This window comes from Ruminiclostridium sufflavum DSM 19573, assembly GCF_003208175.1.
GTDB classification, from domain to species: domain Bacteria; phylum Bacillota; class Clostridia; order Acetivibrionales; family DSM-1351; genus Ruminiclostridium; species Ruminiclostridium sufflavum.
This window is the reverse complement of record NZ_QKMR01000002.1, coordinates 230,122-254,960: the sequence shown is the minus strand read 5'-3', so window position 1 is coordinate 254,960 and position 24,839 is coordinate 230,122. Positions and strand designations below refer to the sequence as shown.

The window sequence follows — 24,839 nt, the reverse complement described above, 5'->3', positions numbered from 1 at the left end:
CAAGCTTGCATGGCATGTTTATTTTTCTCAAAGCCTTACCTGCCATAATAATTTTTAACGGTTTATATCTATTCCCAGCAGACATCCGTACTCCAGAATACCGGTCCGTCCTTGCAAACATGGCTGAATCCCCAGTCATCATTGCCGCCTTTCTTTGTTTTGCAGGCACATACCAGACAGGCACCGATGCCGCAGCCCATTCTCTGCTCCATAGACACCTGGCAAGCTATATCACTTTTTTCTGCAATGGCAGCAACCTTCCTCATCATTGGCGCAGGCCCGCAGGTATAAACTATATCGGGCTTTTGCTCAAGTATGCGCTGTTCAAGCAGCTCCGTTACAAAAGCCTTCTTTCCGTATGTTCCATCATCAGTGACCACTTCAACGGTATTTGCCGCAGCCTTAAACTGTTCCTCCAGCACTACAGCGGATTCTGACCTGAAGCCCATCAATGCTGTTTTTTCAGAAGCTGTACTGCTTTTCAGCAGATACAGAAGAGGAAAGGTACCTATTCCTCCGCCAACCACACATATGCTTTTATATTTGTCATCAAGGGAAAACGGGTTCCCCAAGGGAGCCATTATATCAACCTCACCGGCACATTTATGGCATAGCTTTTCCGTTCCCTTGCCCTTTATCTGAAATACTATGTCAAAGGTGTTATTTTCCCTGTCAACATCACAAATGCTTATAGGCCTTCTCAATAAAGCATCTATGCCGCCGCACCTAATATTTACAAATTGACCGGGCTTTGCGTTTAAGGAAACATACTCCGATTTTATCTTCATCCTGTATACATCCTCGCAAAGCATTTGCATATCAGAAATCTGCTCTTTTAAAAGTTTAGACATACTAACCTCCATTTGGGCACAAAAAATTTGGTAAAGCCTTTCGTTAAAAATCTCTGTCTCGCAAAAGCATTATGTTTGTACAACTCTGTTTTCGAGCTTTTGAAGCTATTCAAAAATGCTTAAGTTCAGCACCTCCAGCTCATCCTCGGTTTTGCCCAGCTTGAGGCACTTTAATATCGCATTTGCCGTATCAAGAGAAGTAAGGCAGGGTATTGAAATTTCAGCAGCCTTTCTTCTTATCTTAAAGCCATCCCTGTCAGGCTTTCTGCCCTTTGTTGGAGTATTAATTATCAAGCCGATTTTTTCTGACTGAATTAAATCCAAAATATTCGGTGAGTCCTCATCAAGCTTTTTGACCGCATTAGTTGCTATTCCCTTGTGATTGAGCATATTTGCCGTCTTACCGGTTCCATACAGTGTGAAGCCCAGCTTTTCAAAGCCTTCTGCAATTTCTACCAATTCAGGCTTATCAGTATCCCGGACTGTCATTAATATTCCGTCACCCTTTTTAGGCAATTTTATTCCAGAAGCAATTATACCCTTGTACAGAGCCTCCGGAAAATTATCAGCTATACCCAAAACCTCGCCTGTAGACTTCATTTCAGGGCCAAGAGTAGTATCCACTCCCTGCAGCTTTTCAAAGGAAAATACCGGAACCTTTACGGAAACATATTTCGGCTCTTTAAACAAGCCTGTTCCATATTTAAAATCACTCAGCTTTTTCCCCATCATAACCTTTGTTGCCAGATCCACCATAGGAATGCCTGTAACCTTGCTTATATAAGGTACTGTACGGCTTGAACGCGGATTAACCTCAATAACATAAACCTCATCATTATACAAAACATACTGAATATTTACCAAGCCTATAACATTAAGAGCCTTTGCCAGCTTTTCGGTATAATCAACGATAACGGCTTTTGTCTTATCACTCAGTGTCTGTGAAGGGTAGACTGAAATACTGTCACCCGAATGAACTCCGGCTCTTTCCAGATGCTCCATTATTCCCGGAATCAGCATATTTTCTCCGTCACATATTGCATCCACCTCAATTTCCTTGCCCATCATATATTTGTCTATAAGTATCGGATGCTCCTGCACAGTCCTATTTATAATTTCCATAAATTCAGTGACATCCTTATCGCTGAAGGCTATTTCCATCCCCTGTCCGCCCAGTACATAGGACGGCCTTACAAGTACGGGGTATCCCAATTCATTTGCAGCCGTTAATGCCTCCTCAAGCGTAAAAATTGTTCTTCCCTGAGGTCTTGGGATGCCTGTCCTTTCGAGTATCTCGTCAAACTTCTCTCTGTCCTCTGCAGCATCAACATCCTTTGCTTCTGTTCCGAATAATTTTACACCGATATCATCAAGAGTTTTTGTCAGCTTGATTGCAGTCTGTCCTCCAAACTGTACTATGGCACCCTTTGGCTTTTCCGCCTCGACAATATTGATGACATCCTCCGGAGTCAGCGGCTCAAAATACAGCCTGTCCGCAGTATCAAAGTCTGTACTTACCGTCTCTGGGTTGTTGTTTGCTATTATGGTCTCATATCCCATTTCTTTTAACGCCCATACCGAATGAACAGAACAATAATCAAATTCTATCCCCTGACCGATTCTTATGGGACCTGAGCCTAATACCAGAATTTTTTCCCTGTCCGAAGGCTTTACCTCGGAATAATTATCATAGGTTGAATAGTAGTACGGGGTCTGGGCTTCAAACTCAGCCGCACAGGTATCAACCATCTTGTAGGTGGCAACAATTCCAAGCCTTTTCCTTATGGCTGTGATCTCATCCTTTGATGTGCCGGTAAATTTTGCAATCACTGCATCAGTAAAGCCCAGTTTCTTTGCTCTTTTTAAAGCTTCCTTATCCGGCTGCTCACCCTTCATGGATTTAAGCTTTTCTTCCATAAGCACCAGTTCCTTTATCTTGCAAAGGAAGAAGTAATCTATCTTAGTTATATTATGAATTTCTTCAAGCTCAACTGAACGGCGGATTGCTTCCGCTATTACAAAAATTCTTTCATCATTTACATCCTCAAGCTTTTTTACAATTTCATTTCCGTCAAGCTGCTTGTATATATTCTGTTCAAGTGTATATATCCCCAGTTCAAGCGAACGGATGGCTTTCATAAGAGCAGCTTCAAAGGAGCTGCTTATAGACATTACCTCACCGGTTGCTTTCATTTGCGTGCCTAAAGTCCTCTGTGCCTTTACAAACTTGTCAAAGGGCCATTTCGGTATCTTTACCACCACATAGTCCAAGGTAGGCTCAAAGCAGGCATAGGTCTTGCCTGTAACAGCATTCTTTATTTCATCAAGCCCATATCCTATAGCTATTTTTGAGGCAACCTTTGCAATAGGATACCCTGTTGCCTTTGATGCCAAGGCCGAGGACCTGCTTACTCTTGGATTCACCTCAATAACCGCATACTCATAGCTGGTAGGGTGCAGTGCATACTGTACATTACAGCCTCCCTGTATTCCAAGTGCGGAAATTATTTTCAGTGCCGAGCTTCTGAGCATTTGATACTCCTTATCAGCCAAGGTCTGTGAAGGAGCGACAACTATACTGTCTCCCGTATGTACACCCACAGGGTCAATATTTTCCATGTTACAGACAGTTATTACATTTCCCTTGCTGTCCCTCATTACCTCATACTCAATTTCCTTCCAACCGGATATGCACTTTTCGATAAGCACCTGATGAACGCGGCTTAGCCTCAGTCCGTTCCCGCCGATTTCTCTAAGCTCACACTCATTATTTACTATACCGCCGCCTGTTCCGCCTAAGGTATAGGCAGGCCTTACAATAACCGGATAATCTATCTCCTTTGCAAAGGCTATTGCATCCTCAATAGTTGTTACCACCTTGCTGGCAATACAAGGCTCACCTATGCGTTCCATTGTATCCTTGAAATCCTGTCTGTCCTCAGCCATTTTTATAGCCTCGGTTGCAGTACCCAAAAGCTTGACACCCTGTTCCTGCAAAAAACCTGACTCAGCTAATTCCATCGCCAGATTCAAGCCTGTCTGGCCTCCAAGTGTAGGTAATATACTGTCAGGTTTTTCAGCTATAATTATATTTTTTACAACTTCAGCCTTAAGAGGCTCTATATATACTTTATCAGCTATATTTGTATCTGTCATGATTGTTGCAGGATTACTGTTCACCAGCACAACCTCTATTCCTTCTTCTCTGAGTGCTTGACATGCCTGTGTACCGGCATAGTCAAACTCCGCGGCTTGTCCTATGATAATCGGGCCTGACCCGATGACAAGTACCTTGTGTATATCTTGACGTTTAGGCATTTATATTTCCTCCAACCTTAAAAGTTTATTATATATAAACGTATCCATTTCCCGAGCATTTTCAAAAACATGGATTCAATATATCATGAATTACGCACCCTTTTTATGCTTTTTAACCATCTCTATGAATTCATCAAATAGGTATGCGGTATCACCGGGTCCCGGTGAAGCCTCCGGATGAAACTGAACTGTAAACAGGGGCGAATTTTTATACCTGATGCCCTCAATAGTTCCGTCATTCATATTAATATGGCTTACGCTCATAACCTCCTTGTCAAGGGAATCCTCCAAAATGGTATATCCATGGTTTTGTGATGTTATATAGGTCATATCCTTTTCTACATCTTTAACAGGATGGTTGCAGCCTCTGTGGCCGTATTTGAGTTTTTCCGTATCCGCACCGTTAGCCAGAGCTGTCAGCTGGTGTCCCAGACAGATTCCAAAAATAGGCCTTTTGCCTATCAGCTTCTTTATATTATCAATTTGAAACCTGCAGTCCTTAGGGTCTCCGGGCCCGTTAGACAGCATAATTCCATCGGGATTGACAGCCAGTATCTCCTCTGCGGTTGCTGTGGCAGGAAAAACTGTCACATCGCAATTTCTCCTTACAAGTGACCTTACAATGTTTTTCTTGAGACCATAATCTATTAGGGCTATCCTCAGCCCGTTTCCGGCAGTATGAACTATTTCAGGTGTAGTTACCTGAAGAACCGGATTATCTATAGTGTATTTTTTCAGCTTATCCAGCTTTTCTTCAACCTCTGTAAGCTTTTCAGCAGTAACTATCGTACCCTTCATGGTACCCTTGTCTCTTAAAATTATTGTAAGCTCTCTGGTATCAATTCCTTCAAGGCCTATGATTTCATTTCGTCTGAGATATTCATTCAGTGATTCGATTGACCTCCAGTTGCTTGGCGTCTGGCAGAGCTCTCTTACAATAAAGCCCTTTACCTGAGGCTTTACTGATTCAATATCATCCAGATTCACACCGTAATTACCAATGAGAGGATAAGTCATACAAACTATCTGCCCGCAATATGAGGGATCTGTGAGAACCTCCTGATATCCAGTCATTCCGGTGTTAAAAACAACCTCGCCAACCACATCGCCTTCCATTCCAAAGCTGTTTCCTTCAAAAACAGTTCCGTCTTCCAGTAGTAAAAAAGCCTTCATAATTCCACCTCTATAAACTTTATTTGATCAAACCCTTCATAAATTAAACAGCATTTCTAAAATTATGATTTCTCTGAAAAGCTTGATTTATTTTCTGGTATAATAACCTCAAAACAAATCCTAACCCGCTCTTTCCCCCAATACCGCATTGAGGTCATTTTTCATTCTGATTACCTCGGCTCTTGAAGCCTCGGCGAATTTTTCTTCACTGTACTCACTTTTCCATATATCCGATTTATATGCGCACATTATACTTCTTGAGGCATTCACTATAGCTCCCAGCCCGTCCTTTTTAAAGGAATTTGCACAGTCTCTGGCTGTCCCCCCCTGAGCGCCGTAACCGGGTACTAATATATAAGCTCTCTTCATAATGGATCTGAGCAGCTTAGCCTGATTTGGGTAAGTTGCCCCAACAACAGCACCGACACTGCTGTATCCGTATTTGCCAGTAACCGGCTTTCCCCATTCATTTACATACTCGGCAATTATCTCGTAGATGCTTTTGCAATTCTGAGTTACAAGATCCTGAAGCTGACCTGACGATTTATTGGAGGTTTTTACAAGTACAAAAATCCCTTTTTCATTATTTATGCAATCATTTATAAACGGCTTTATTCCATCCTCGCCCAAATATGGATTAACAGTCAGGGCATCCACCTGAAAAGCCTGCTGCATAATTTGCTTATCAATTTCAGTTGAACCTAAAAATGCTTTTGAATAAGCCTCGGCAGTTGTACCTATATCGTTTCTTTTACCGTCTGCTATAACTATCAGGCCCTTATTTCCAGCATATCTGCAGGTTTCATCAAAAGCATATATGCCATCAACCCCATACATTTCATAATATGCCAGCTGTGGCTTTACAGCAGGAATCTGATCATATATTGAATCTATTATCAGCCTGTTAAACTCAATAATTGCCTCTGCACAGCCCTTCAGATTTGCACCGTATTCCTTGAAGCATTTGTCTTTTATAAACGAAGGTATATATTCCATTTTAGGATCAAGACCTACTACTGTAGGATTGTCCTTTTCCTGAATACTATCTATCAATCTGTCTATAAACATCTCAATCTCCTCCATATTTATACAATATTAAATAATTTATAAAAGTACCTTTTCTCTTACAATCGGATTACCGCCCACAATTGTATACTGCGGCTGACCATATAGCTTGAATCCGTTAAACGGTGAATTTTTGCTTTTGGATTCAAATGTACTTATGTCTACGGTATATTGCTCATTTATGTCAAAAATTAAAATGTCGGCAACTTTTCCAGCTTCAATCGTCCCTTTATTAAGTCCCAGCATTTTTGATGGGTTCAGGCACATTTTTTTAACCAATTCCTCAACTGTGAGATGCCCGGGCTTTACCAAATTTGTTACAGCTAACGGGAAGGCTGTTTCAAAGCCTACCATTCCATTGGCGGCAAGCTTGAATTCAACATTTTTCTCATCAAAATGATGAGGTGCATGGTCAGTAGATATGATATCAATTGTGCCATCCTTCAAGCCTTCAATAATAGCAGCTACATCCTTCTCTGTCCTAAGCGGAGGGTTTACCTTTGCATTTGTATTAAAGCCTTCGCAGGCTTTGTCTGTAAGGGAAAAATAATGGGGACAGGTTTCCGCGGTAACATTGACGCCTCGCCTCTTTGCATTTCTAATCAAATCCACACCCAGCTCGGTGCTTACATGTGCAATATGGACACTTGCCCTTGTGTATTCTGCAAGTATTAAATCCCTTGCAATCATTACCTCCTCGGCAGGTGCCGGATTGCCCTTCAATCCCAGTATGGAAGAGTAATAGCCTTCATTCATAAGTCCTTCATCAACAAGCTCCAAATCCTCGCAGTGGGAAATTATGGTTATATCAAACATAGACGCATACTGCATAGCCTTTTTCATCAGAGAGGAATTGTTAACCGGCCTTCCGTCATCTGAAAGCGCAACCGCACCCGCAAACTTCAGCTCGCCGATCTCACTCAGCTCTTCCCCCTTCAAGCCTTTTGATACTGCTCCGATTGGATACACATTGACAATCCCGTCGGTTTTCGCTTTATTGAGAATGTACATAATCATTGCTTCATTATCCAGTACAGGATTTGTGTTCGGCATACATGCTATGGATGTAAAGCCCCCCTTTGCAGCGCTTCTGGTTCCTGACTCTATATCCTCCTTGTATTCAAAGCCGGGAGCTCTCAAATGGCAGTGTGCATCAACAAGTCCCGGTACTACATACATTCCTTTTGCTTCTATTATTTCGCAGCCTGAGGAATCAATATCCTCCTCAATTTCAGCTATAATTCCGTCATCTATCAGAATATCTGAGATTTTTTCAATTCCGGCTTTCCCGTCAATTATTTGTCCGTTTTTAATCAACAATTTCATTATTTGAGCCCCTCCTGGTTAAAAGATATAGCAGAGCCATTCTGACTGCAACTCCGTTTGTTACCTGCTCATTTATATAAGACTGTTCACCGTCTATAACAGAGGATGAAAGCTCCACCCCCCTGTTTACAGGCCCCGGATGCAAAACAACAGCATCCTCCCTTGCCAGCTTCAGCCGCTTGTCATCAATTCCAAAAAATCTTGAATACTCCCTTATTGTAGGAAACAGTCCTTTCTTCTGGCGTTCCAGCTGTATTCTGAGCCCTATTACCACATCGGCATCCAGTATCGCTTCCTGAACAGTGCTGTAAACCTTTACTCCCAGCATTTCAATATCGCGTGGAATTAATGTGGCAGGCCCTGAAACACTGACCTCTGCTCCCAGCTTGGTCAGACCCCAAATATTGCTTCTCGCCACTCTGCTGTGCAGTATATCTCCTACAATTGAAACCTTCAGCCCTTTTATCGTGCCCTTTTTATCAAGTATAGTAAACATATCCAGCAAAGCCTGTGTAGGATGCTCGTTCATGCCATCACCGGCATTGATTACCGAGGACCTTACATTTTTGGCAAGAAGATGCGGCGCTCCCGACATGGGGTGTCTCATTATAATTATATCCGAGCCCATCATATCAATAGTTTTTCCTGTATCAAGCAGTGTCTCACCCTTTGATACACTGCTGCTTGAAGCCGAGATATTTGCAGCACTTGCACCCATATATTTGGAAGCAAGCTCAAAAGACAGCCTTGTTCTTGTACTGTTCTCATAAAAAAGAGTTATTATTGATTTCCCCTGCAAATGAGCAGTTTTTTTATTGTTTGAGGTCACAATATATTTCATTGTCTTTGCCGTGTCTAAGATATATTGTATCTCCTCAGCCGATATGTCTCTGAGGCCAAGTAAATCCTTAGATTTCAAATTCATAATTACATCCATGCCCTGCATTTCGGTGAAAGCAACCTTTGACTGCCGGCGTGGACTCGATCCCCCTTTTTTTATTAGCATAAGCATGCCGGCCTTACGGATACCGGCATTATTCCTTGCTTGTTATGGAAACACTGTTAACGCCATCTATTTCCTTTACATTTACATGAACTATTTCACTTCTTGAGGTCGGTACATTTTTGCCCACATAGTCTGCCCTGATAGGCAGCTCTCTGTGCCCTCTGTCAATTATTACGGCTAATTGAATCATCTGAGGCCTGTTAATATCCATAATTGCATCAATTGCCGCTCTTACTGTCCTTCCGGTGTATATGACATCATCGACCAGAACCACCTTTTTATCGGCAATATCAAAATTTATTTCTGTTCCGTTAATAACCGGATGTTCATTAAGCAAGCTTAAATCATCACGGTAGAGAGTAATATCCAGTATGCCGACAGGAATTTCAGTGCTCTCAACTTCCTTAATTTTTGCGGCAATTCTTCGTGCAAGCGGAACACCTCTTCTTTGTATCCCCATTAATACAAGATTTTCAACACCCTTGTTTTTTTCTATTATCTCATGAGAAATTCTTGTAATAGCCCTTATTATTGCGTTTTCATCCATTATTTCTGTCATTTGCATTGTCAAGCTCCTTTCCTCACTACCTATGATAATTTCCAAAAGCTATAAACTTATGTATCTTTACACTAAAAAAGCTTCCTACCAAAGGTAAGAAGCCTAGACATATCAATGTACAACCATATAAATCATATAATGTTTACAGGTATACTGCATCTGCTCAATATCTCACCTTATAGCCTCTCTGGACAAATTTAAAGGTAAACTTATTTAATTAATTATGATAATAGCACAACAGTTTAGGATTGTCTATAGATTAATTAAATTTGCAAATATTTATTTTGAGGCTTTATTCAATGTGTTTTCCTCAATTCCTCCATCAGCTTTTGAAAATAATCCGGTACCTCTGTTTCAAACTGGAGCTTTTCACCTGTAATGGGATGTTCGAACTGCAGTCTGATTGCATGCAGAACCTGTCCGTGGGTTTTAAACCGCTGTTTTTTTCTGCCATACACCGTATCTCCCATTATAGGGTGATTTATATAGGATAAGTGTACTCTGATCTGATGAGTTCTCCCCGTTTCAAGCTTAAGCTGCAAATAAGTTGCATCATGAAACCTTTCAAGCACTGTAAAATGAGTTATAGCCTCTCTTCCGTTTTTCAGGTTTACGCTCATCTTTTTTCTGTCAACGTGATGCCTGCCAATTGGGGCATCAATTTTGCCGTTGTTTTCATATATAATACCCTCTGCCAAAGCGATATACTCTCTTTTAATTTCATGTGTTTTCAGCTTATCGGAAAGTATTTCATGCGCCTTATTGCTTTTTGCCACTACAAGCAGTCCTGAAGTGTCCTTATCAATTCTGTGAACAATTCCGGGTCTGATTATTCCGTTAATGTCCGACAAGCTGTCACCGCAGTACTTCATCAAGGCATTGACCAGAGTTCCTGTATAATTTCCTGCTGCAGGATGCACCACCATACCCTTCGGTTTATTGATTACTATGATATGTTCATCCTCATAAACAATATCCAAGGGGATATCCTCTGCCAGAATATTCAGCATTTCCGGCTCCGGTACATTAAGAACTATGTTGTCTCCTGCCTTCAGCTTGAAATTCTGTCTTGCTCTTTCACCGTTTACAAATATATTTCCGTCCTGGCAAAGCTTTTGAATATAAGATCTGGAATAATCCTCTAAGCTTGAGGAAAGCCATGCATCGATTCTTACTTCATCAGTATCACATTCTAATATTATTTCTTTCAAGGGTTGCCTCCAATTTTATTAGTTTTTTGCAAAATTAAATGCTTTATTGCTGTTTTTATTCAGGGTCTTTGCTTGGTGCTTCTGCGGGCTTCTCCTCCTTATAAAAAAAGAGGATATATATTGCAAGCAAAATGGTGCCTATAACAACAAATATATCTGCCGCATTAAATATCGGAAACACATATGAACCAAAATGGAATTCAATAAAATCCGTCACGCTTCCTTTAGTGGCCCTATCATACAAATTTCCCGCTGCCCCGCTGAATATCAAGCACAGCGCAGTACGCATGAATTTATCTTTAAACCTTATAATAATGAAAAGTATTGCTAAGGATACAAGTGAAGTCATTATTACAAGAAATACAGTTTTTCCCTGTAAAATACTAAAGGCTGCTCCCTTATTTTCGAGATAACGGAGATAAAAAAAATTATCTATGACAGTAACAGGCTCATGAGACAATGAGTCAAATGCCCATATTTTTGTTAATCTGTCCAAAATAAATCCCGCAATAATAATTAATGCCCAAATCATAATAGCTATGTCCCCTTTTTTCTCATATCGTTTTTAGTCAGGACCCTGTCCTGTTACCGGCTTGCCCTGTTTCAGTCAATTACTTAAAATTTTCTACGGTAAATACCATTTTGATATATCATTATACTTATCCCAAATATAAGGATTAATGGCTCCTCTTATACTTTTTCCATACATAACGCTTTCGTTTAAAAAATACAGTCCTATATACGGCCTATCCTCAGTAATAATATCCAAAAGCTTTATGAAGCTGGCTTTCTGCTCTTCAGAATTATTTTCGCTTAAAATACTTTTAAGAAGATTGTCCACATTAGGATTACTGTATCCTGCAACATTCAACCCGCTGCTAATCCCATCCGCAGAATATGCAAAGGACAAATCCGGTATTGATGAAAGCCTATACCCCATTAAAGCCATATCATAGTTACCGTTTTTCATGGTTTTGCTGACATCAGCCCAGGGAATTTTTGAGATCTCCACGGCTATGCCTTTTTTACTCAGCTGAGAGGCAACCTCTTTTGCAGCATTATATCTCAGGCTGTTATCATCATTAACTATCAATTTCAGCTCCAACGGTTTTTTTGTGGTCTTCTTTAAATAAGCATTTTTGTCGGAATCAAATACATATCCGCTTTGACTCAGTAATTCCTGTGCCTTTTTAAAATCATTCCCCTGTTCGAAGTCTTTGAGCTGATAAATCCATGAGCTTGGCATAACAGGTATTTCGGCAGCTACTGCAATACCTGATGCCGCAGTATCTATAAGCTGCTTTTTATTTATCAAAATGTTAAGAGCATTTCTCACACGCTTATCAGATAACGGGCCCCTTTTTAAATTAAGAGACAAAAACTCATAATTTTTTCCTGTATACCTTTTTAATGTAATATCCGTACGTCCGATATATTTTCTGAATTCATTGTAATCAGCAGGCAAAACATCTATATCCCTTGTTTGAAATGCATTATTTGCAGCGTTGAGGTTGCTTAATATTTTAATCTCAACTGTTGAAATATAAGGCGTGGAAATGACAGCAGAACTTGTGTCATTACTGTCACCTCCTCCCGAGGAATTCCACCAATTTTCATTTTGCCTCAGCTTCAAACTGCTTTCAGTGTCATAGGAGCCAAAGCTGTATGGACCTGTTCCTATTGGCAATAGATTCACCTTTGATTTTTTATCACTGATTTTCTCATTAATAAAACGGTGCATTGGAATAATCGGAAAGGTCAGTTCATTTTTAATAAAGGAATACGGCTGTTTTAACCTTATTACAACTGAATTCTGCTCTCCCGCCGATACAGAGGATATATTTCTTACGTTTTCAATATAAACGCTCCCATTTTTGGAATCCATTATTGTATTTATTGTAAAAACAACATCTTCAGGCTTGAGAGACATATCATCATGCCATTTTATATCATCCTTAAGATAAACCGTCATTGTCAAGCCATCTTCAGACAGAACAGAGCTTTTAGCCAGAACAGGCACAGGCTGTCCGGTTGTGTCAAGCTTATACAGTCCTTCAAATATCAGTCCTAAAAAGTCCTGAACATACCTGTTATTAGTCAGTATAGGATTCAGCGTATCTATAGGAGTAGTAAACAGCTTGACTGCTCCGCCCTTTACCGGGCCATTGTCAATAACCTCATATTTATCTTCATAAGGCTCTTCTTCGGTTTCGGATGTTTTTTGGGCATTAAATGTACATGCACTTAGCAGCATACTGATTAAAAACAACAGTATTATAATTCTAATTTCCTTTTTCATCTATATTCTCCGTACCTAAATTTATAAACTATTTTAACATCATTATTGCAGCCAGACTTCCCGTTTTCCCCTTATCACCTCTATATGAGAAAAAAATGTCCTTATTGCATTTTGTACAAATATTGCTTATCACAAGGTTTTGTTCCAAAACCCCTGCATCAATCATAACCTGCCGGATTATCTGCTGCAGATCAATGTAATATTTGCCGTTTCTATAGCCGGTGAACCTATTGCACCAGCTGAACGTATCAATAAAGCAATTGTAAACCTCAATATCCACCTCAAAGCAATTCTTACAGATTGATGGGCCTATAGCCACCTGTATATCCTTAAAATTGCTGTTGTAAGTATCCTTCATAAGCATTAAAGCATGATACGCAATGTTTTTTACAGTGCTCTTCCAGCCCGAATGCACCGCAGTAACAGCCTTTTTTACAGGATCCAGCATAAGCACCGGAACGCAATCGGCATAAAAGGTTACCAGCGGAATTCCGGCATGGTTTGTGGAAAGCCCGTCAAAGCCAATAATATCACTTTCTTTTATCAGTCCCTTGCCCGCATCTTCAGGCTGAACCAACCTTATCCTGTTATCGTGAATCTGATTGGATAAAACCATTTTATCAAAATCAACACCGATTGCATCGGCAATTAATCCGTAGTTTTTCAGTATATTTTCTTTGCTGTCATTTCTGTTGAAGCTCAGGTTCAGCGAGGAGCATTCACCTCCGCTTACACCTCCGAGCCTTGTTGTAAAGCAATGGGTTAATATATCACTATACTTCTTCAGATTTTTAAACTCAATGTATAACAAGTCTCCTGCCTTATTCAAAATGATATTTTCATTGTTAACTTTATTCGCAGCCTCCGGCTTAAAAATATCGGAAAGAAATGACACGAACTTATCGCCTCCTTTTCACAGCTATTAAAATAATCTGAAATTAAGCCGTCAATTACTATCGGCTAAAAACCAGCGAATATTATTAATTAAGCTCAAGCACCCTTGATATGCGCTCTATTTTCAAACACTTCCCTGTTTTTTCATCAACCTCAAGATAAACAGCATTAAACTGTACTTTTCCCTTGGCTACCTCGAATTTCTGGGGCATCCTGTTAATAAATCTTTCTATAATCAGTTCCTTCTCTACTCCGATTACTCCATCATATGGCCCGGTCATTCCGGCATCGGATATCATTCCCGTTCCAAAGGGCAAAATTCTCTCATCCGCCGTCTGGACATGCGTATGCGTACCGGCAAGGCAGCATACTCTGCCGTCTAAATACCATGCAAGTGCAATTTTTTCTGATGTCGCCTCGGCATGCATATCTACAAAAATAACCTTTGTTTTCCTTTTGATTTCCTGAATTTCTCTGTCGGCGGTTAAAAACGGACATTCAATACTATCCATATACACTCTTCCCATAAGATTTAAAACAGCAAGCTCCATTCCCTTTGATTTTAATACGGTATGTCCTCTACCCGGAACATTTGCAGGATAATTGGCAGGTCTGACTATTTTATCGTCAGAATCTATAAAGTTCAAAATTTCTTTTTTAGACCAGGTATGATTTCCCATTGTTATACAATCCACACCCGATTTATAAAGCTCTTGTGCGATTATATATGTTATACCGCTTCCGGCAGCAGAATTTTCCCCGTTCGCAATGCAAAAATCAATTTCCAGTTCCTTTCTTAGCTGCGGAACACACTCTTTTACAGCTTTCCTTCCGGGATTGCCATATATGTCTCCTATAAAAAGTATATTCAAGTTATTTCCTCCATGTTTGTTCAGTTCTTTTAGCCAACTCCGCTTTTCATTGACAAGTTAAATACCTGAAATTTTCAACCGGAAAAGTTAAGCTGCTTAATTACTATTTTTCTATTCTATATAGTATTATAATACATATACGCATAAAAAGTCATTGCAAATTTAAATAAACAAAAAAGCGTGATTTTCACGCTTTTTTGTTTATTTAAATTAATTATTTAGCATATTCAATAGTTCTTGTTTCTCTAAGCATAGTAACCTTGATTTGTCCAGGATACTCAAGCTCATCTTCAATCTTCTTTGTAATCTCTCTTGCCTTGAGAATCATATCTGCATCATTCACAACCTCAGGCTTAACCATAATCCTTATTTCCCTGCCCGCTTGAATTGCAAAGCACTTATCAACTCCCTCAAAGGAATTTGCAATTTCTTCGAGCTTTTCCAACCGTTTGATATATGATTCCAGAGTTTCTCTTCTTGCTCCCGGTCTTGCAGCCGAAATTGAATCTGCGGCCTGAACCAGCACAGAAATAATGCTTGTAGCCTCAACATCTCCATGATGAGACAGTATCGCATTAATTACCTCAGTGCCTTCCTTGTACTTCTTAACTATATCAGCACCAATAGTGACATGAGAACCTTCAACTTCATGGTCAATTGCTTTTCCTATGTCATGGAGCAAACCTGCTCTTTTTGCAAGAGGAACATCCGCCCCCAGCTCAGCAGCCATAACCCCTGCCAAGTATGACACCTCTATTGAATGGTTAAGTACATTTTGTCCGTAACTGGTTCTGAACTTCAACTTCCCAAGCAATCTTATAAGCTCAGGATGCAAACCATGTACACCTGTTTCAAATGCAGCATTATCACCGGCCTCACGGATTGTATTGTCTACTTCCTTTTTAGACTTTTCAACCATTTCTTCTATTCTGGCCGGATGAATTCGACCGTCAAGAATCAACTTTTCAAGCGTCAGCCTTGCAACCTCTCTGCGTATTGGATCAAACCCCGATAAAATCACAGCTTCGGGTGTATCATCAATAATCAAATCAATTCCTGTTAAAGTCTCAAGAGTCCTGATATTTCTTCCCTCACGACCTATTATTCTTCCCTTCATCTCATCGTTAGGCAAAGGTACAACAGAAACTGTAGCCTCAGATACATGATCAGCTGCACATTTCTGTATTGCTGTAGCCAAAATATCCTTGGCTCTTCTATCTGCTTCCTGTTTTGTATTCATTTCAATCTCTTTGATAAGAGCAGCAGATTCATGTTTCACTTCATTTTCTACATTTCTCAATAAATACTCTTTCGCATCCTCAACAGTCAAGCCTGAAATTCTCTCAAGCTCTTCCGTCTGCTTTTTAACAAGCTCTTCTGTGCGCTCCTGCATAAGCTCAAGCTCTTTTGTCTTCTTATTAAGAGTCTCTTCCTTATGCTCAAGTGCCTCAACCTTCTTGTCAAGGGATTCTTCCTTCTGAACGAGTCTTCTCTCCTGCCTCTGAAATTCATTCCTTCTGTCCTTGATATCCCTGTCAATTTCTATTCTGGTTTTATGAATTTCTTCTTTTGCTTCAAGAAGGGTCTCTCTCTTCTTGTTTTCCCCTTGCTTCAAGGCTTCACCGACAATCCTCTGAGCTTCCTGCTCAGCACTGCCTATTGTGGCTTCTGCTTGCTTCTTCCTAGCCTCAAATCCTCTTTTGTAAAATATAAATGAAGCAATAACTGCAATAACTATTCCAATAGCTAATCCAAGAAATAAATCACCTATTTCGCACACCTCCTCCTTATTCAGTTTTCAAAGCACAAATTTCACAATTCATATTCATTTTAATTAATTTTTGGAATTAAAGTTGGAAAAAAACACAGGAAACCTTTTCTGTATCGCAATAACCAGTATTATTATTAAAAACTAAGCATCTTTGCTTGGCTATTTCCAGTACAATCATATGTGTACTTATTTGATATGAGATGTAAAAACAAACTGCATATATAAACTAGCCTAAAAAAGCTTAATACTTCAATGATAACTTCTACAATACAAAACCAACTTAATGCCGTATCAACTTAATTTTAATCGTTTTTGATTTTTATGTCAAGAATTAAAAAAGCAAGCCCAATTTATCAAGTTTTTTTGTGACATTTTCATAAAAATCCTTTTTTACGCATGCAAAATAAGCTGTTGGCATATATAATATTTCCCAATGAATCCAACGCTTATTTACATAATACAAGCTCAAGCACAAATTTTACCGGCAGGGTTTACATATCGTTTTGCATAAGCGTTGCTTTAACGGTATTTTGCATAAGCATCGCCCTTGTCATCGGGCCGACTCCTCCAGTAACCCTTGTAACAGCCGAAGCTATTTCCGAAACCGCTTCAAACTGGACATCACCAACTAATTTGCCATCGGAGCCGCGTGATACTCCTACATCAATTACAACAGCGCCCGGTTTTACAAAATCCGGTTTTATAAACTCAGCCTTACCGATTGCGCAGACCAAAATATCAGCGTTCCTGCATATTTCCTGAATACCTGCAGTTTTTGAATGGCATATTGTTACTGTAGCATTTTTTGACAATAGTAAAATTGCCTGAGGCTTACCTACAATATTACTTCTGCCGACAACAACACAATGCTTGCCTTCAATTTGTATATCATTTGCCACAAGCAGCTCAACCACACCGGCAGGAGTGCAAGGCAGGAATGTGGGCTTGCCGATCATAAGATTTCCGACATTTACAGGGTTAAAGCAATCCGCATCCTTTATGGGATTTATCGCCTGAATTATGTTGTCTTCATTGATGTGCTTTGGTACAGGTGACTGAACCAATATTCCATTTACGCTGCTGTCCCTGTTCAAAGTATCTATAAGCCCCAGTAATTCCTCCTCTGAGGTAGCTGCAGGAAGTGCGTACTCAAACGACTTAATTCCTATCTCCTCGCAATCCTTTTTTTTAAGGTCTACATATACTCTTGAAGCCGGATCGTCACCTACGATAACAACTGCCAGACCGGCATTTATTCCCTTTTGTTTCAATTCACTGATCTCTTGTTTTAATTTAGCTTTAACCCTTCCTGCAAGTTCTGTTCCATTTAATACTTTAGCTGACATATATTTTCCCTTTCCGTAGCAAAGGAGCAGCAAAAATTTCTTATTATTTGCTATTCCTAAGTATTTTTAGATAAATTTACTAATATATTTTAATTTATCGCCTTTTCCTTGTCAATGATTTAACCTCTTGCACCAGTTAATTTTGTACCTGTTTTATATAATTTATCAAAATTGCTATATAATGTAAATAGTATAATGCCGGTTTTATATCTGCTCATTTCTTTGACCCTTTAGGCTTCCTTCTGCTATCCCTTGCTTTTTTATAATTATTGCCTTTCACAGCCTTCTTTCCTTCCACATTTCTGCTGTCCTTTATCCCGTTTTCAGCGCTGCCTTTTCCCTTTCCCCTCATAGGCTTGACAAGACAATTGGGGGAAAATCCTATTAAGTCCTCTCTGTGAGCCTCCTTCAAAGCCTCTACTATAAGATGGTAATTTTCTTTCCTTCTGTACTGCAATAAAGCTCTCTGCATGGCTTTTTCCTTCACAGCCTTGGGAACATATACCTTTTTCATATTTCGTATATCATAGCCCGTATAAAACATACAGGTGGACAGTGTGCCCGGAGTAGGATAAAAATCCTGCACCTGCTCAGGCATAATATGGTGTTCCTTTAAATATTCCGCCAGCTCCACAGCAGCATTCAAATCGCTTCCCGGATGGCTTGACATCAGATACGGAACAAGGTACTGCTCTTTATTTATACTTTTATTAATGTCATAAAACTTTTTTACAAATTTATCATAGAGCTGGCGCTTTGATTTGCCCATTTTTTCCAGAACCCTGTCCACAACATGCTCGGGAGCAACCTTCAGCTGTCCGCTCACATGATGCTCACAAAGCTCTTTAAAAAAGGTATCCTCTTTATCATACATCAGATAATCATACCGTATACCCGAACGGATAAACACCTTCTTTACATTCGGAAGCTCTCTCAGCTTTCTCAGAAGGCTTAGATACTCAGAATGGTCCACAATAAGATTTTTGCAGGGTTCAGGATACAAGCACTGCCTGTCCTTACACACACCGTATTTAACCTGCTTTTCACAGGCTATATTTCTGAAATTTGCCGTAGGCCCTCCTACGTCATGAATATAGCCTTTAAAGCCTTCAGTCCATGTCAGTTTTCTGGCTTCATTAATAATTGAAGCCTGACTTCTCTTCTGAATAACTCTTCCCTGATGGAAATTCAGCGCACAAAAAGAACATCCCCCATAACAGCCTCTATGGCTGGTAATACTGAATTCAACCTCAGTAATTGCAGATATTCCTCCCTTGCTTTCATATGACGGGTGATAAGTCCTCTCATACGGCAAAGCATAAACCTTGTCTAATTCGCTGACCGACATAGGCAACGCAGGCGGATTTTGTACCAAATATCTGTCTCCGTGCCTCTGAACAAGTGTCCTGCCGTTTATTGCATCCTGCTCATTATATTGAATTTTAAATGCCTCCGCATATATCTTCTTATCCTCAGCCACCTCTTCAAAGGACGGCAATATTGCTATTTTCTTTGTACCCCTTGATGCAACAGCACTTTTTATATCCTCCGGAAGCTCCTCGTAGCTTGCCATATATGCACTTCCGCGTATATTTTTCAGGCTTTGGATAGGGATATCCTTTTTTAACAGCTTACTCATCTCAATAATAGATTTTTCACCCATGCCATAAAGGAGTAAATCTGCTTTTGAGTCAACAAGAATTGATCTTCTGACCTTATCGTCCCAGTAATCGTAATGGGCAAATCTTCTAAGGCTTGCCTCTATCCCGCCTATAATAACAGGGGTATCCTTAAATATCTCTTTAATTTTGTTAGCATATACTATTACAGCTCTGTCAGGCCTGTATCCGGCTTTCCCTCCGGGAGAATATATATCCTCGGATCTTTTTTTCTTGCTTGACGTATAGTGATTAACCATAGAATCAATTACACCGGACGAAATAAGGACACCATATTTAGGCCGTCCCAGCCTTTTGAAATCTTCACTGCTTTTCCAGCTGGGCTGTGCTATTATTCCAACCTTGAATCCTTCACTCTCAAGCAATCTGGTTATTATGGCATGTCCGAAGCTTGGATGATCCACATACGCATCACCGCTTATATACAAAAAATCAAGCTGTTCCCAGCCCCTTTCATTCATATCCTCAAAACTTATAGGTAAAAAACTCATTTATCTCCCCGTACTTTCCAAAATATAAATATCGTCGTGAAGGCTGAACAATAACTTGCACTTGTCAATTACTGCCGGCTAAATACCGAAAAAATCAGCCACTACCATTCTAGCACAAATTTTGAGCGAATAAACCCTCAGGGAGAATTAAAAGCTTAATAAAGTTATTTTTAAGATATCAGCTCCATAAAATCCGAATTCATAAGTATGTAATCAAATACTCTGTTCTGAAAAATCTCCTGCTTTATATCCGGATCTATGTTGATTGCCTTCTTCAAATTATCAATTGCAATATCCTGCTTTTTCATTAAGGCATATACTGCGGCTATATTATAGTATAAATCCCCGTCGCTCATATTTTCATTTAAAGCCCTGCTGTATGCCTTTATTGCTTCATCATATTTTTTCAGCTCAGTTAATGCCGCACCAAGATAATAATATACCTCATTGTCTTCCGGATTAATTTCAATTGCCCGCTTGAACGCATCCGCAGCATCCTCATATCTCCTAAGCTCAAACAGTACAACTCCCATGTTATAGTATAGCTTGAAATTGCTCGGACTTTCTTTTATACCCTTTGAATATACTGCCAAGGCCTCAAACTGCCTTTGCTGCTTTGAAAACAGAATACCCAGATTGTTATACGCATCAACGAAATCCTTCTTTATGGATATTGCATTTTCATAGCATTCTATTGCCTTGTCATATTCCTTTATTTCTTCATAAATAAGTGCCATGTTAAACAAGCTGTTATAGCTTGCGGAATTCAGCATAATGGCCTTTTGATACTCTGTAACGGCCTTTTTGAATTCTCCCGTCTGATAGCAGCAGCCTGCAAGATTATAATGCCCTGTAAAATCATCATCCCTTATACTTATATATTTCTTATATAGCTTAGCCGCTTCCTGATAATTCTTCTCTGACATATAAAGCTTTCCCAGCTCCGTATACGCATCCGGTATGTCGGGCTTGTTCCTTATACACTGTTCAAGGCATTTCCGCGCCCTGCCGGTATCATTTAATTCAACAAAAAGCTTTCCGAGCAGAAGGCCTATTATATAGTTGTTACTGTCCTTTTCGAGGATTTCCTCATAGTAGCTTACAGCCTCTGCATTTCTTCCATTCTGCACCAGCACTCGTCCTACACCCTCTTTTGCATTGACAAAGGAAGAATTGATTGCTAAAGATTTTTCAAAATTTTCAAGTGCAAAATCCGCCTTGCCTATATTTAAATATGTTACTCCGATATTATAATAAACAAGGTATTCTTTAAACCTTATACTTGAAATAGCATCATTGACCGCAGTCTTTGAATGACTGGATTTCTGAAGCTTTTGAAGAAGCTGTTCGTTCAGCTCCAATACCTTTCTGTAATGTGAAAGAGCTTCTCCAAGCTGTCCTTTTTTAAAGCAGATATTTCCGTAATTAAAATATAAATTTGAAGATGTACCGCATATTCCAATCAGGCTGTTGTTTATTTCACAGGCGGCATCATAATTACTTTCCCTGTAGTATTCCTCTGCCTGTACCAGTTTTTTCTTTATTCCTTTGAACAGCTCATCACTAAGCTGACTGATTTCCGCTAAAGTTTCCCCGACAAAAGCATCATTTGATGCAACACTCATTATCTCAACAGTATTATAACTCTTTACCTTAATATTTTTATCAGCTGTAATCAAGCCTTCATAGCTTCCCTTTTCCTTAACCTTTTTTATCATTAAGTAATAATCGTAAGCTGCTATGCAGCATGGTACAATAATTCCAAAAGAAATATAGAAAAGCTCCACTCCTGTACTTGTCTGAACTCTGTTTACCACAGAAAGCAAAACAATTGTTAAAGCTGATAATTGCAGCGTAAAAGAAATAAGAGTTACAATAGTCTTTGTCTTAATAAGCCTGTAAAATACATAAGCAATCAGCAAAACCAATATAATCATATTAAATGCAGTTAAAAGTAACATAAGCACCCCCGCGTATTTTATTAAATTCTTTTGCAAATTACACAAGTCAATTAATACCGCCTAAAAACGATATCCATCATCCTTGATATAAATATCGCCGCGAAGGCTTGAACCATAATTGACTCTGGTAAAACCATATTATAATTTATATTCCGCAGGCATGGATATTATTAATATTCGGGAAATAGCCTTATTATTACCTTCAAGCAATTTTATTTTTCAAGCAATAATTCCGAAAGCCTTCTATTGCTGCTGTGAGCCCTGTTTATCATCCTTTTTGTCGCCCATCTGCATTTCAATCCACTGCTGCTTGGATATAAGCACCTGACGTGGCTTGCTGCCTTCAAAACGTCCTACAATATTTCTTGCCTCCATCTGGTCAATTATCCTTGCCGCCCTTGAATACCCCACCTTGAACTTTCTCTGGACAAGAGAAACAGATGCCTGTCCTGCATCAACAACCATATCTATCGCCTGATTCAAAAGAGCGTCATTGTCACCTGAATTAGTATCACTTCCTACACTGCTGTCATTTATTTTCTCTATAATATTTTCGTCATATAGAGAATATCCCTGTGTTTTTATATACTCAACAACTCTTTCAACCTCAGTGTCAGATACAAACGAGCCCTTTACCCGCTGGGGCTTCGGCTCACCGACAGGATAGAAGAGCATATCTCCTCTGCCTAACAGCTTTTCTGCGCCTCCCATGTCAAGTATAGTTCTTGAATCCACCTGTGACGAAACTGCAAAGGATATTCTGGATGGAATATTTGCTTTTATTACACCTGTTATTACATCTACGGAAGGCCTCTGCGTCGCTATAACCAAATGCATTCCGGCTGCTCTTGCCATCTGAGCCAACCGGCATATTGCATCCTCAACATCATTCGGCGCAGCCATCATAAGGTCTGCAAGCTCATCTACAATTATAACAATCTGAGGCAGCATGCCTTGCTCATTATTTGCTTTGAGCATAGCATTATATCCCTTCAAATCTCTTACTCCCTTATCTGCAAACAGCTTGTATCTGTTAATCATTTCCTGCACAGCCCAGTTCAATGCCCCGGCTGCCTTTTTCGGATCTGTAACCACAGGTATGAGCAAATGGGGAATTCCGTTATATATACCCAGCTCAACGACCTTTGGATCAACCAGTAAAAGCTTGACTTCTTCCGGTGAGGCTTTAAATAAAATACTCATAATAAGACTGTTTATACATACACTCTTGCCTGAACCGGTGGCACCCGCAACCAGCAGGTGAGGCATCTTGCCTATATCCGCCACTACTGTCTCTCCCGAAATATCCTTTCCGACAGAAAAAGCAAGCTTTGAGGGATGATTTATAAAATCCTTTGATTCAAGAATATCTCTCAGCAGTACCGCCGACATCTCTTTATTAGGAACCTCAATGCCAACTGCTGCCTTTCCCGGGATAGGTGCTTCTATCCTCACTCCGGCAGCGGCAAGATTCAGGGCTATGTCATCTGACAGGCTTACTATCTTACTAACCTTGACACCGGGGCTTGGCTGCAGCTCATACCTTGTAACCGCAGGCCCGCGGCTGATATTTATAACTCTCACCTCAACACCGAAGCTTTTAAGTGTATCCTCAAGCTTTTTGGCACCCTCAAGGGCAATATTTTTTAATGCCTTAATATTAGTTACATCTTCCTTGCTTTCATCCAGCAAATCAATTGAAGGATAATTATATATTATCGGCTTCACTTCAACAGGCGGTATAATAATTTCACTGTCCTCCTGAACACCCTTATTATCAGTCTGAGCAAGAGCTTCTGTACCGCAGGTATTTTCAACGGCAGCTGTTTCTGAAGAATCCGCCCCCTCTTCCTTTTCAATATCACATTGATATGTATCTATATTTTCATCATTAATAAAATTGCCGTTTGTTATATCGGACATGGCCAACTCATCGGCAAGCTCATTAAATCCGGTAAAGCTCACAGTAAATTCTTCCTGCTCATTGCTTTGAGCAGCCTCAGCTTCTGCCTCCTTGGCAAATTTGCCAGCCTCCTCTTCTGCCGGCAAATCATCTCCCGCTTCAGCGGCCTCATTATTACCCAGCCTTCTTGGCTTCTTATTTGCTCTGCTTTCACGTTCAATCTTGAAGTTAATTACTTTTTTCTTATCAGCAGAGCTTTCATCACTTGTCTCCTCATCTCCAGCCTCATTTTGCTCTTCCAGCTCCTTCAATCTTTCAGCCTTTTTAAGCCTTCTGTTTTCCTTTGAAGTCCTTATCCTCGTAGAAAAACAGGCCGAAACCTTTCTGAGGAAAGCAGCCATAGAAACATTAGTCAATAAAATAATATCAATAATTGAAATTGTAGTAAGTATGATGATCGTTCCCAGCACCTGAAAGGTCATTAAAAACGGCAGGCTGATCAATCCTCCAAGTACACCGCCTCCGGCATGCTTTGCACCTTCGGTATAGAAATTTGAAAGGCTGCTGAAAAATGCTCTGCCTGCATATTCCTCGTAGTCAAATACAGCAACCTGTAAAAATGCGGAAAGCAAAACTACTAATATACCGGAATAAATTATACGCAGCTCAAATATATGCGAATTCTTTTTAAATATCATTGACACCCCGTATACAATAAGTATCAAAGGGCATATGTATGCCGGCAGTCCTAAAAAACCCAGCAGCAAATTTGTAATTCCTTTTCCGAAAACTCCCATGGAATTAGAAAAAACAAAACTAAACAGCGAAATAATCCCAAATGCAAACAGAATCAACCCGAATATTTCATTTCTATATTTTGAAAAGCCGCTTTCAACTCTTTTATATTTTTTTTTCTTTTGTGTTTTTTTGACCTGCATTTTTGCACCTCACAATTTTTTATGCAAATTAAGCTTTTTAAGCCGGCTTGGGTTTAAATGTGCTGTCTTTAAAAAGACTTCAACACCACCCCCGAACTATCGGCTGGTGACATCGGTTTTCAACCGATAGCAATTGACTTTAAGAATTATACCACATTTTTCTTAATTTAGCCAGA

The 24,839-nt window shown here is 39.8% G+C and carries 17 protein-coding genes; all 17 read right to left on the bottom strand.

Annotation, left to right across the window (positions count from 1 at the left end; genetic code table 11):
- Nucleotides 1-68: 68 nt before the first annotated feature.
- On the bottom strand, nt 69-851 hold the full coding sequence (locus tag LY28_RS02520) for a dihydroorotate dehydrogenase electron transfer subunit (RefSeq protein ID WP_110460593.1): 783 nt from the start codon (nt 849-851) through the stop codon (nt 69-71).
- Between the two features lie 105 nt (nt 852-956).
- Nucleotides 957-4,169: a carbamoyl-phosphate synthase large subunit gene (gene carB / locus LY28_RS02515; RefSeq protein WP_110460592.1), complete on the bottom strand. Its 3,213-nt coding sequence runs from the start codon at nt 4,167-4,169 to the stop codon at nt 957-959.
- Between the two features lie 90 nt (nt 4,170-4,259).
- Entirely contained in the window at nt 4,260-5,342 is a 1,083-nt protein-coding gene (locus LY28_RS02510) for a carbamoyl phosphate synthase small subunit (protein ID WP_110460591.1), read from the bottom strand.
- A 120-nt stretch (nt 5,343-5,462) separates the two neighbouring features.
- On the bottom strand, nt 5,463-6,410 hold the full coding sequence (pyrF, locus tag LY28_RS02505) for an orotidine-5'-phosphate decarboxylase (protein ID WP_110460590.1): 948 nt from the start codon (nt 6,408-6,410) through the stop codon (nt 5,463-5,465).
- Nucleotides 6,411-6,446: 36 nt separating this feature from the next.
- A complete protein-coding gene (locus LY28_RS02500) occupies nt 6,447-7,733 on the bottom strand; it encodes a dihydroorotase (protein WP_110460589.1) in 1,287 nt (428 codons plus the stop codon).
- Nucleotides 7,717-8,658, bottom strand: a complete 942-nt coding sequence (locus LY28_RS02495) for an aspartate carbamoyltransferase catalytic subunit (protein ID WP_110460645.1) — start codon at nt 8,656-8,658, stop codon at nt 7,717-7,719. Before LY28_RS02495 ends, LY28_RS02500 begins: the two co-directional genes overlap by 17 nt.
- Before the next feature lie 109 nt (nt 8,659-8,767).
- On the bottom strand, nt 8,768-9,304 hold the full coding sequence (pyrR, locus tag LY28_RS02490; RefSeq protein ID WP_110460588.1) for a bifunctional pyr operon transcriptional regulator/uracil phosphoribosyltransferase PyrR: 537 nt from the start codon (nt 9,302-9,304) through the stop codon (nt 8,768-8,770).
- Between the two features lie 290 nt (nt 9,305-9,594).
- Nucleotides 9,595-10,509 carry an RluA family pseudouridine synthase gene (locus LY28_RS02485; protein ID WP_110460587.1) on the bottom strand — a complete coding sequence of 305 codons (915 nt, stop codon included), beginning with the start codon at nt 10,507-10,509 and terminating at the stop codon, nt 9,595-9,597.
- Between the two features lie 55 nt (nt 10,510-10,564).
- Nucleotides 10,565-11,041, bottom strand: coding sequence for a signal peptidase II (gene lspA, locus LY28_RS02480; protein WP_110460586.1), 477 nt, complete (start codon nt 11,039-11,041; stop codon nt 10,565-10,567).
- Nucleotides 11,042-11,134: 93 nt separating this feature from the next.
- Entirely contained in the window at nt 11,135-12,808 is a 1,674-nt protein-coding gene (locus tag LY28_RS02475) for a peptide ABC transporter substrate-binding protein (RefSeq protein WP_110460585.1), read from the bottom strand.
- 28 nt (nt 12,809-12,836) lie between these two features.
- Nucleotides 12,837-13,703, bottom strand: a complete 867-nt coding sequence (gene pgeF, locus LY28_RS02470; RefSeq protein ID WP_242981125.1) for a peptidoglycan editing factor PgeF — start codon at nt 13,701-13,703, stop codon at nt 12,837-12,839.
- Nucleotides 13,704-13,788: 85 nt separating this feature from the next.
- Nucleotides 13,789-14,574: a TIGR00282 family metallophosphoesterase gene (locus tag LY28_RS02465; RefSeq protein ID WP_110460584.1), complete on the bottom strand. Its 786-nt coding sequence runs from the start codon at nt 14,572-14,574 to the stop codon at nt 13,789-13,791.
- A 214-nt stretch (nt 14,575-14,788) separates the two neighbouring features.
- Nucleotides 14,789-16,354 carry a ribonuclease Y gene (rny, locus tag LY28_RS02460; RefSeq protein WP_110460583.1) on the bottom strand — a complete coding sequence of 522 codons (1,566 nt, stop codon included), beginning with the start codon at nt 16,352-16,354 and terminating at the stop codon, nt 14,789-14,791.
- Nucleotides 16,355-16,836: 482 nt separating this feature from the next.
- Nucleotides 16,837-17,691, bottom strand: coding sequence for a bifunctional methylenetetrahydrofolate dehydrogenase/methenyltetrahydrofolate cyclohydrolase FolD (folD, locus tag LY28_RS02455; RefSeq protein WP_110460582.1), 855 nt, complete (start codon nt 17,689-17,691; stop codon nt 16,837-16,839).
- A 214-nt stretch (nt 17,692-17,905) separates the two neighbouring features.
- Entirely contained in the window at nt 17,906-19,861 is a 1,956-nt protein-coding gene (locus LY28_RS02450) for a YgiQ family radical SAM protein (RefSeq protein ID WP_110460581.1), read from the bottom strand.
- 170 nt (nt 19,862-20,031) lie between these two features.
- The gene (locus LY28_RS02445; RefSeq protein ID WP_110460580.1) at nt 20,032-21,822 is read right to left on the bottom strand and encodes a tetratricopeptide repeat protein; all 1,791 of its coding nucleotides are present in this window, start codon (nt 21,820-21,822) and stop codon (nt 20,032-20,034) included.
- A gap of 243 nt (nt 21,823-22,065) precedes the next feature.
- Nucleotides 22,066-24,663: an FtsK/SpoIIIE family DNA translocase gene (locus tag LY28_RS02440; RefSeq protein ID WP_110460579.1), complete on the bottom strand. Its 2,598-nt coding sequence runs from the start codon at nt 24,661-24,663 to the stop codon at nt 22,066-22,068.
- Between the last annotated feature and the right edge of the window lie 176 nt (nt 24,664-24,839).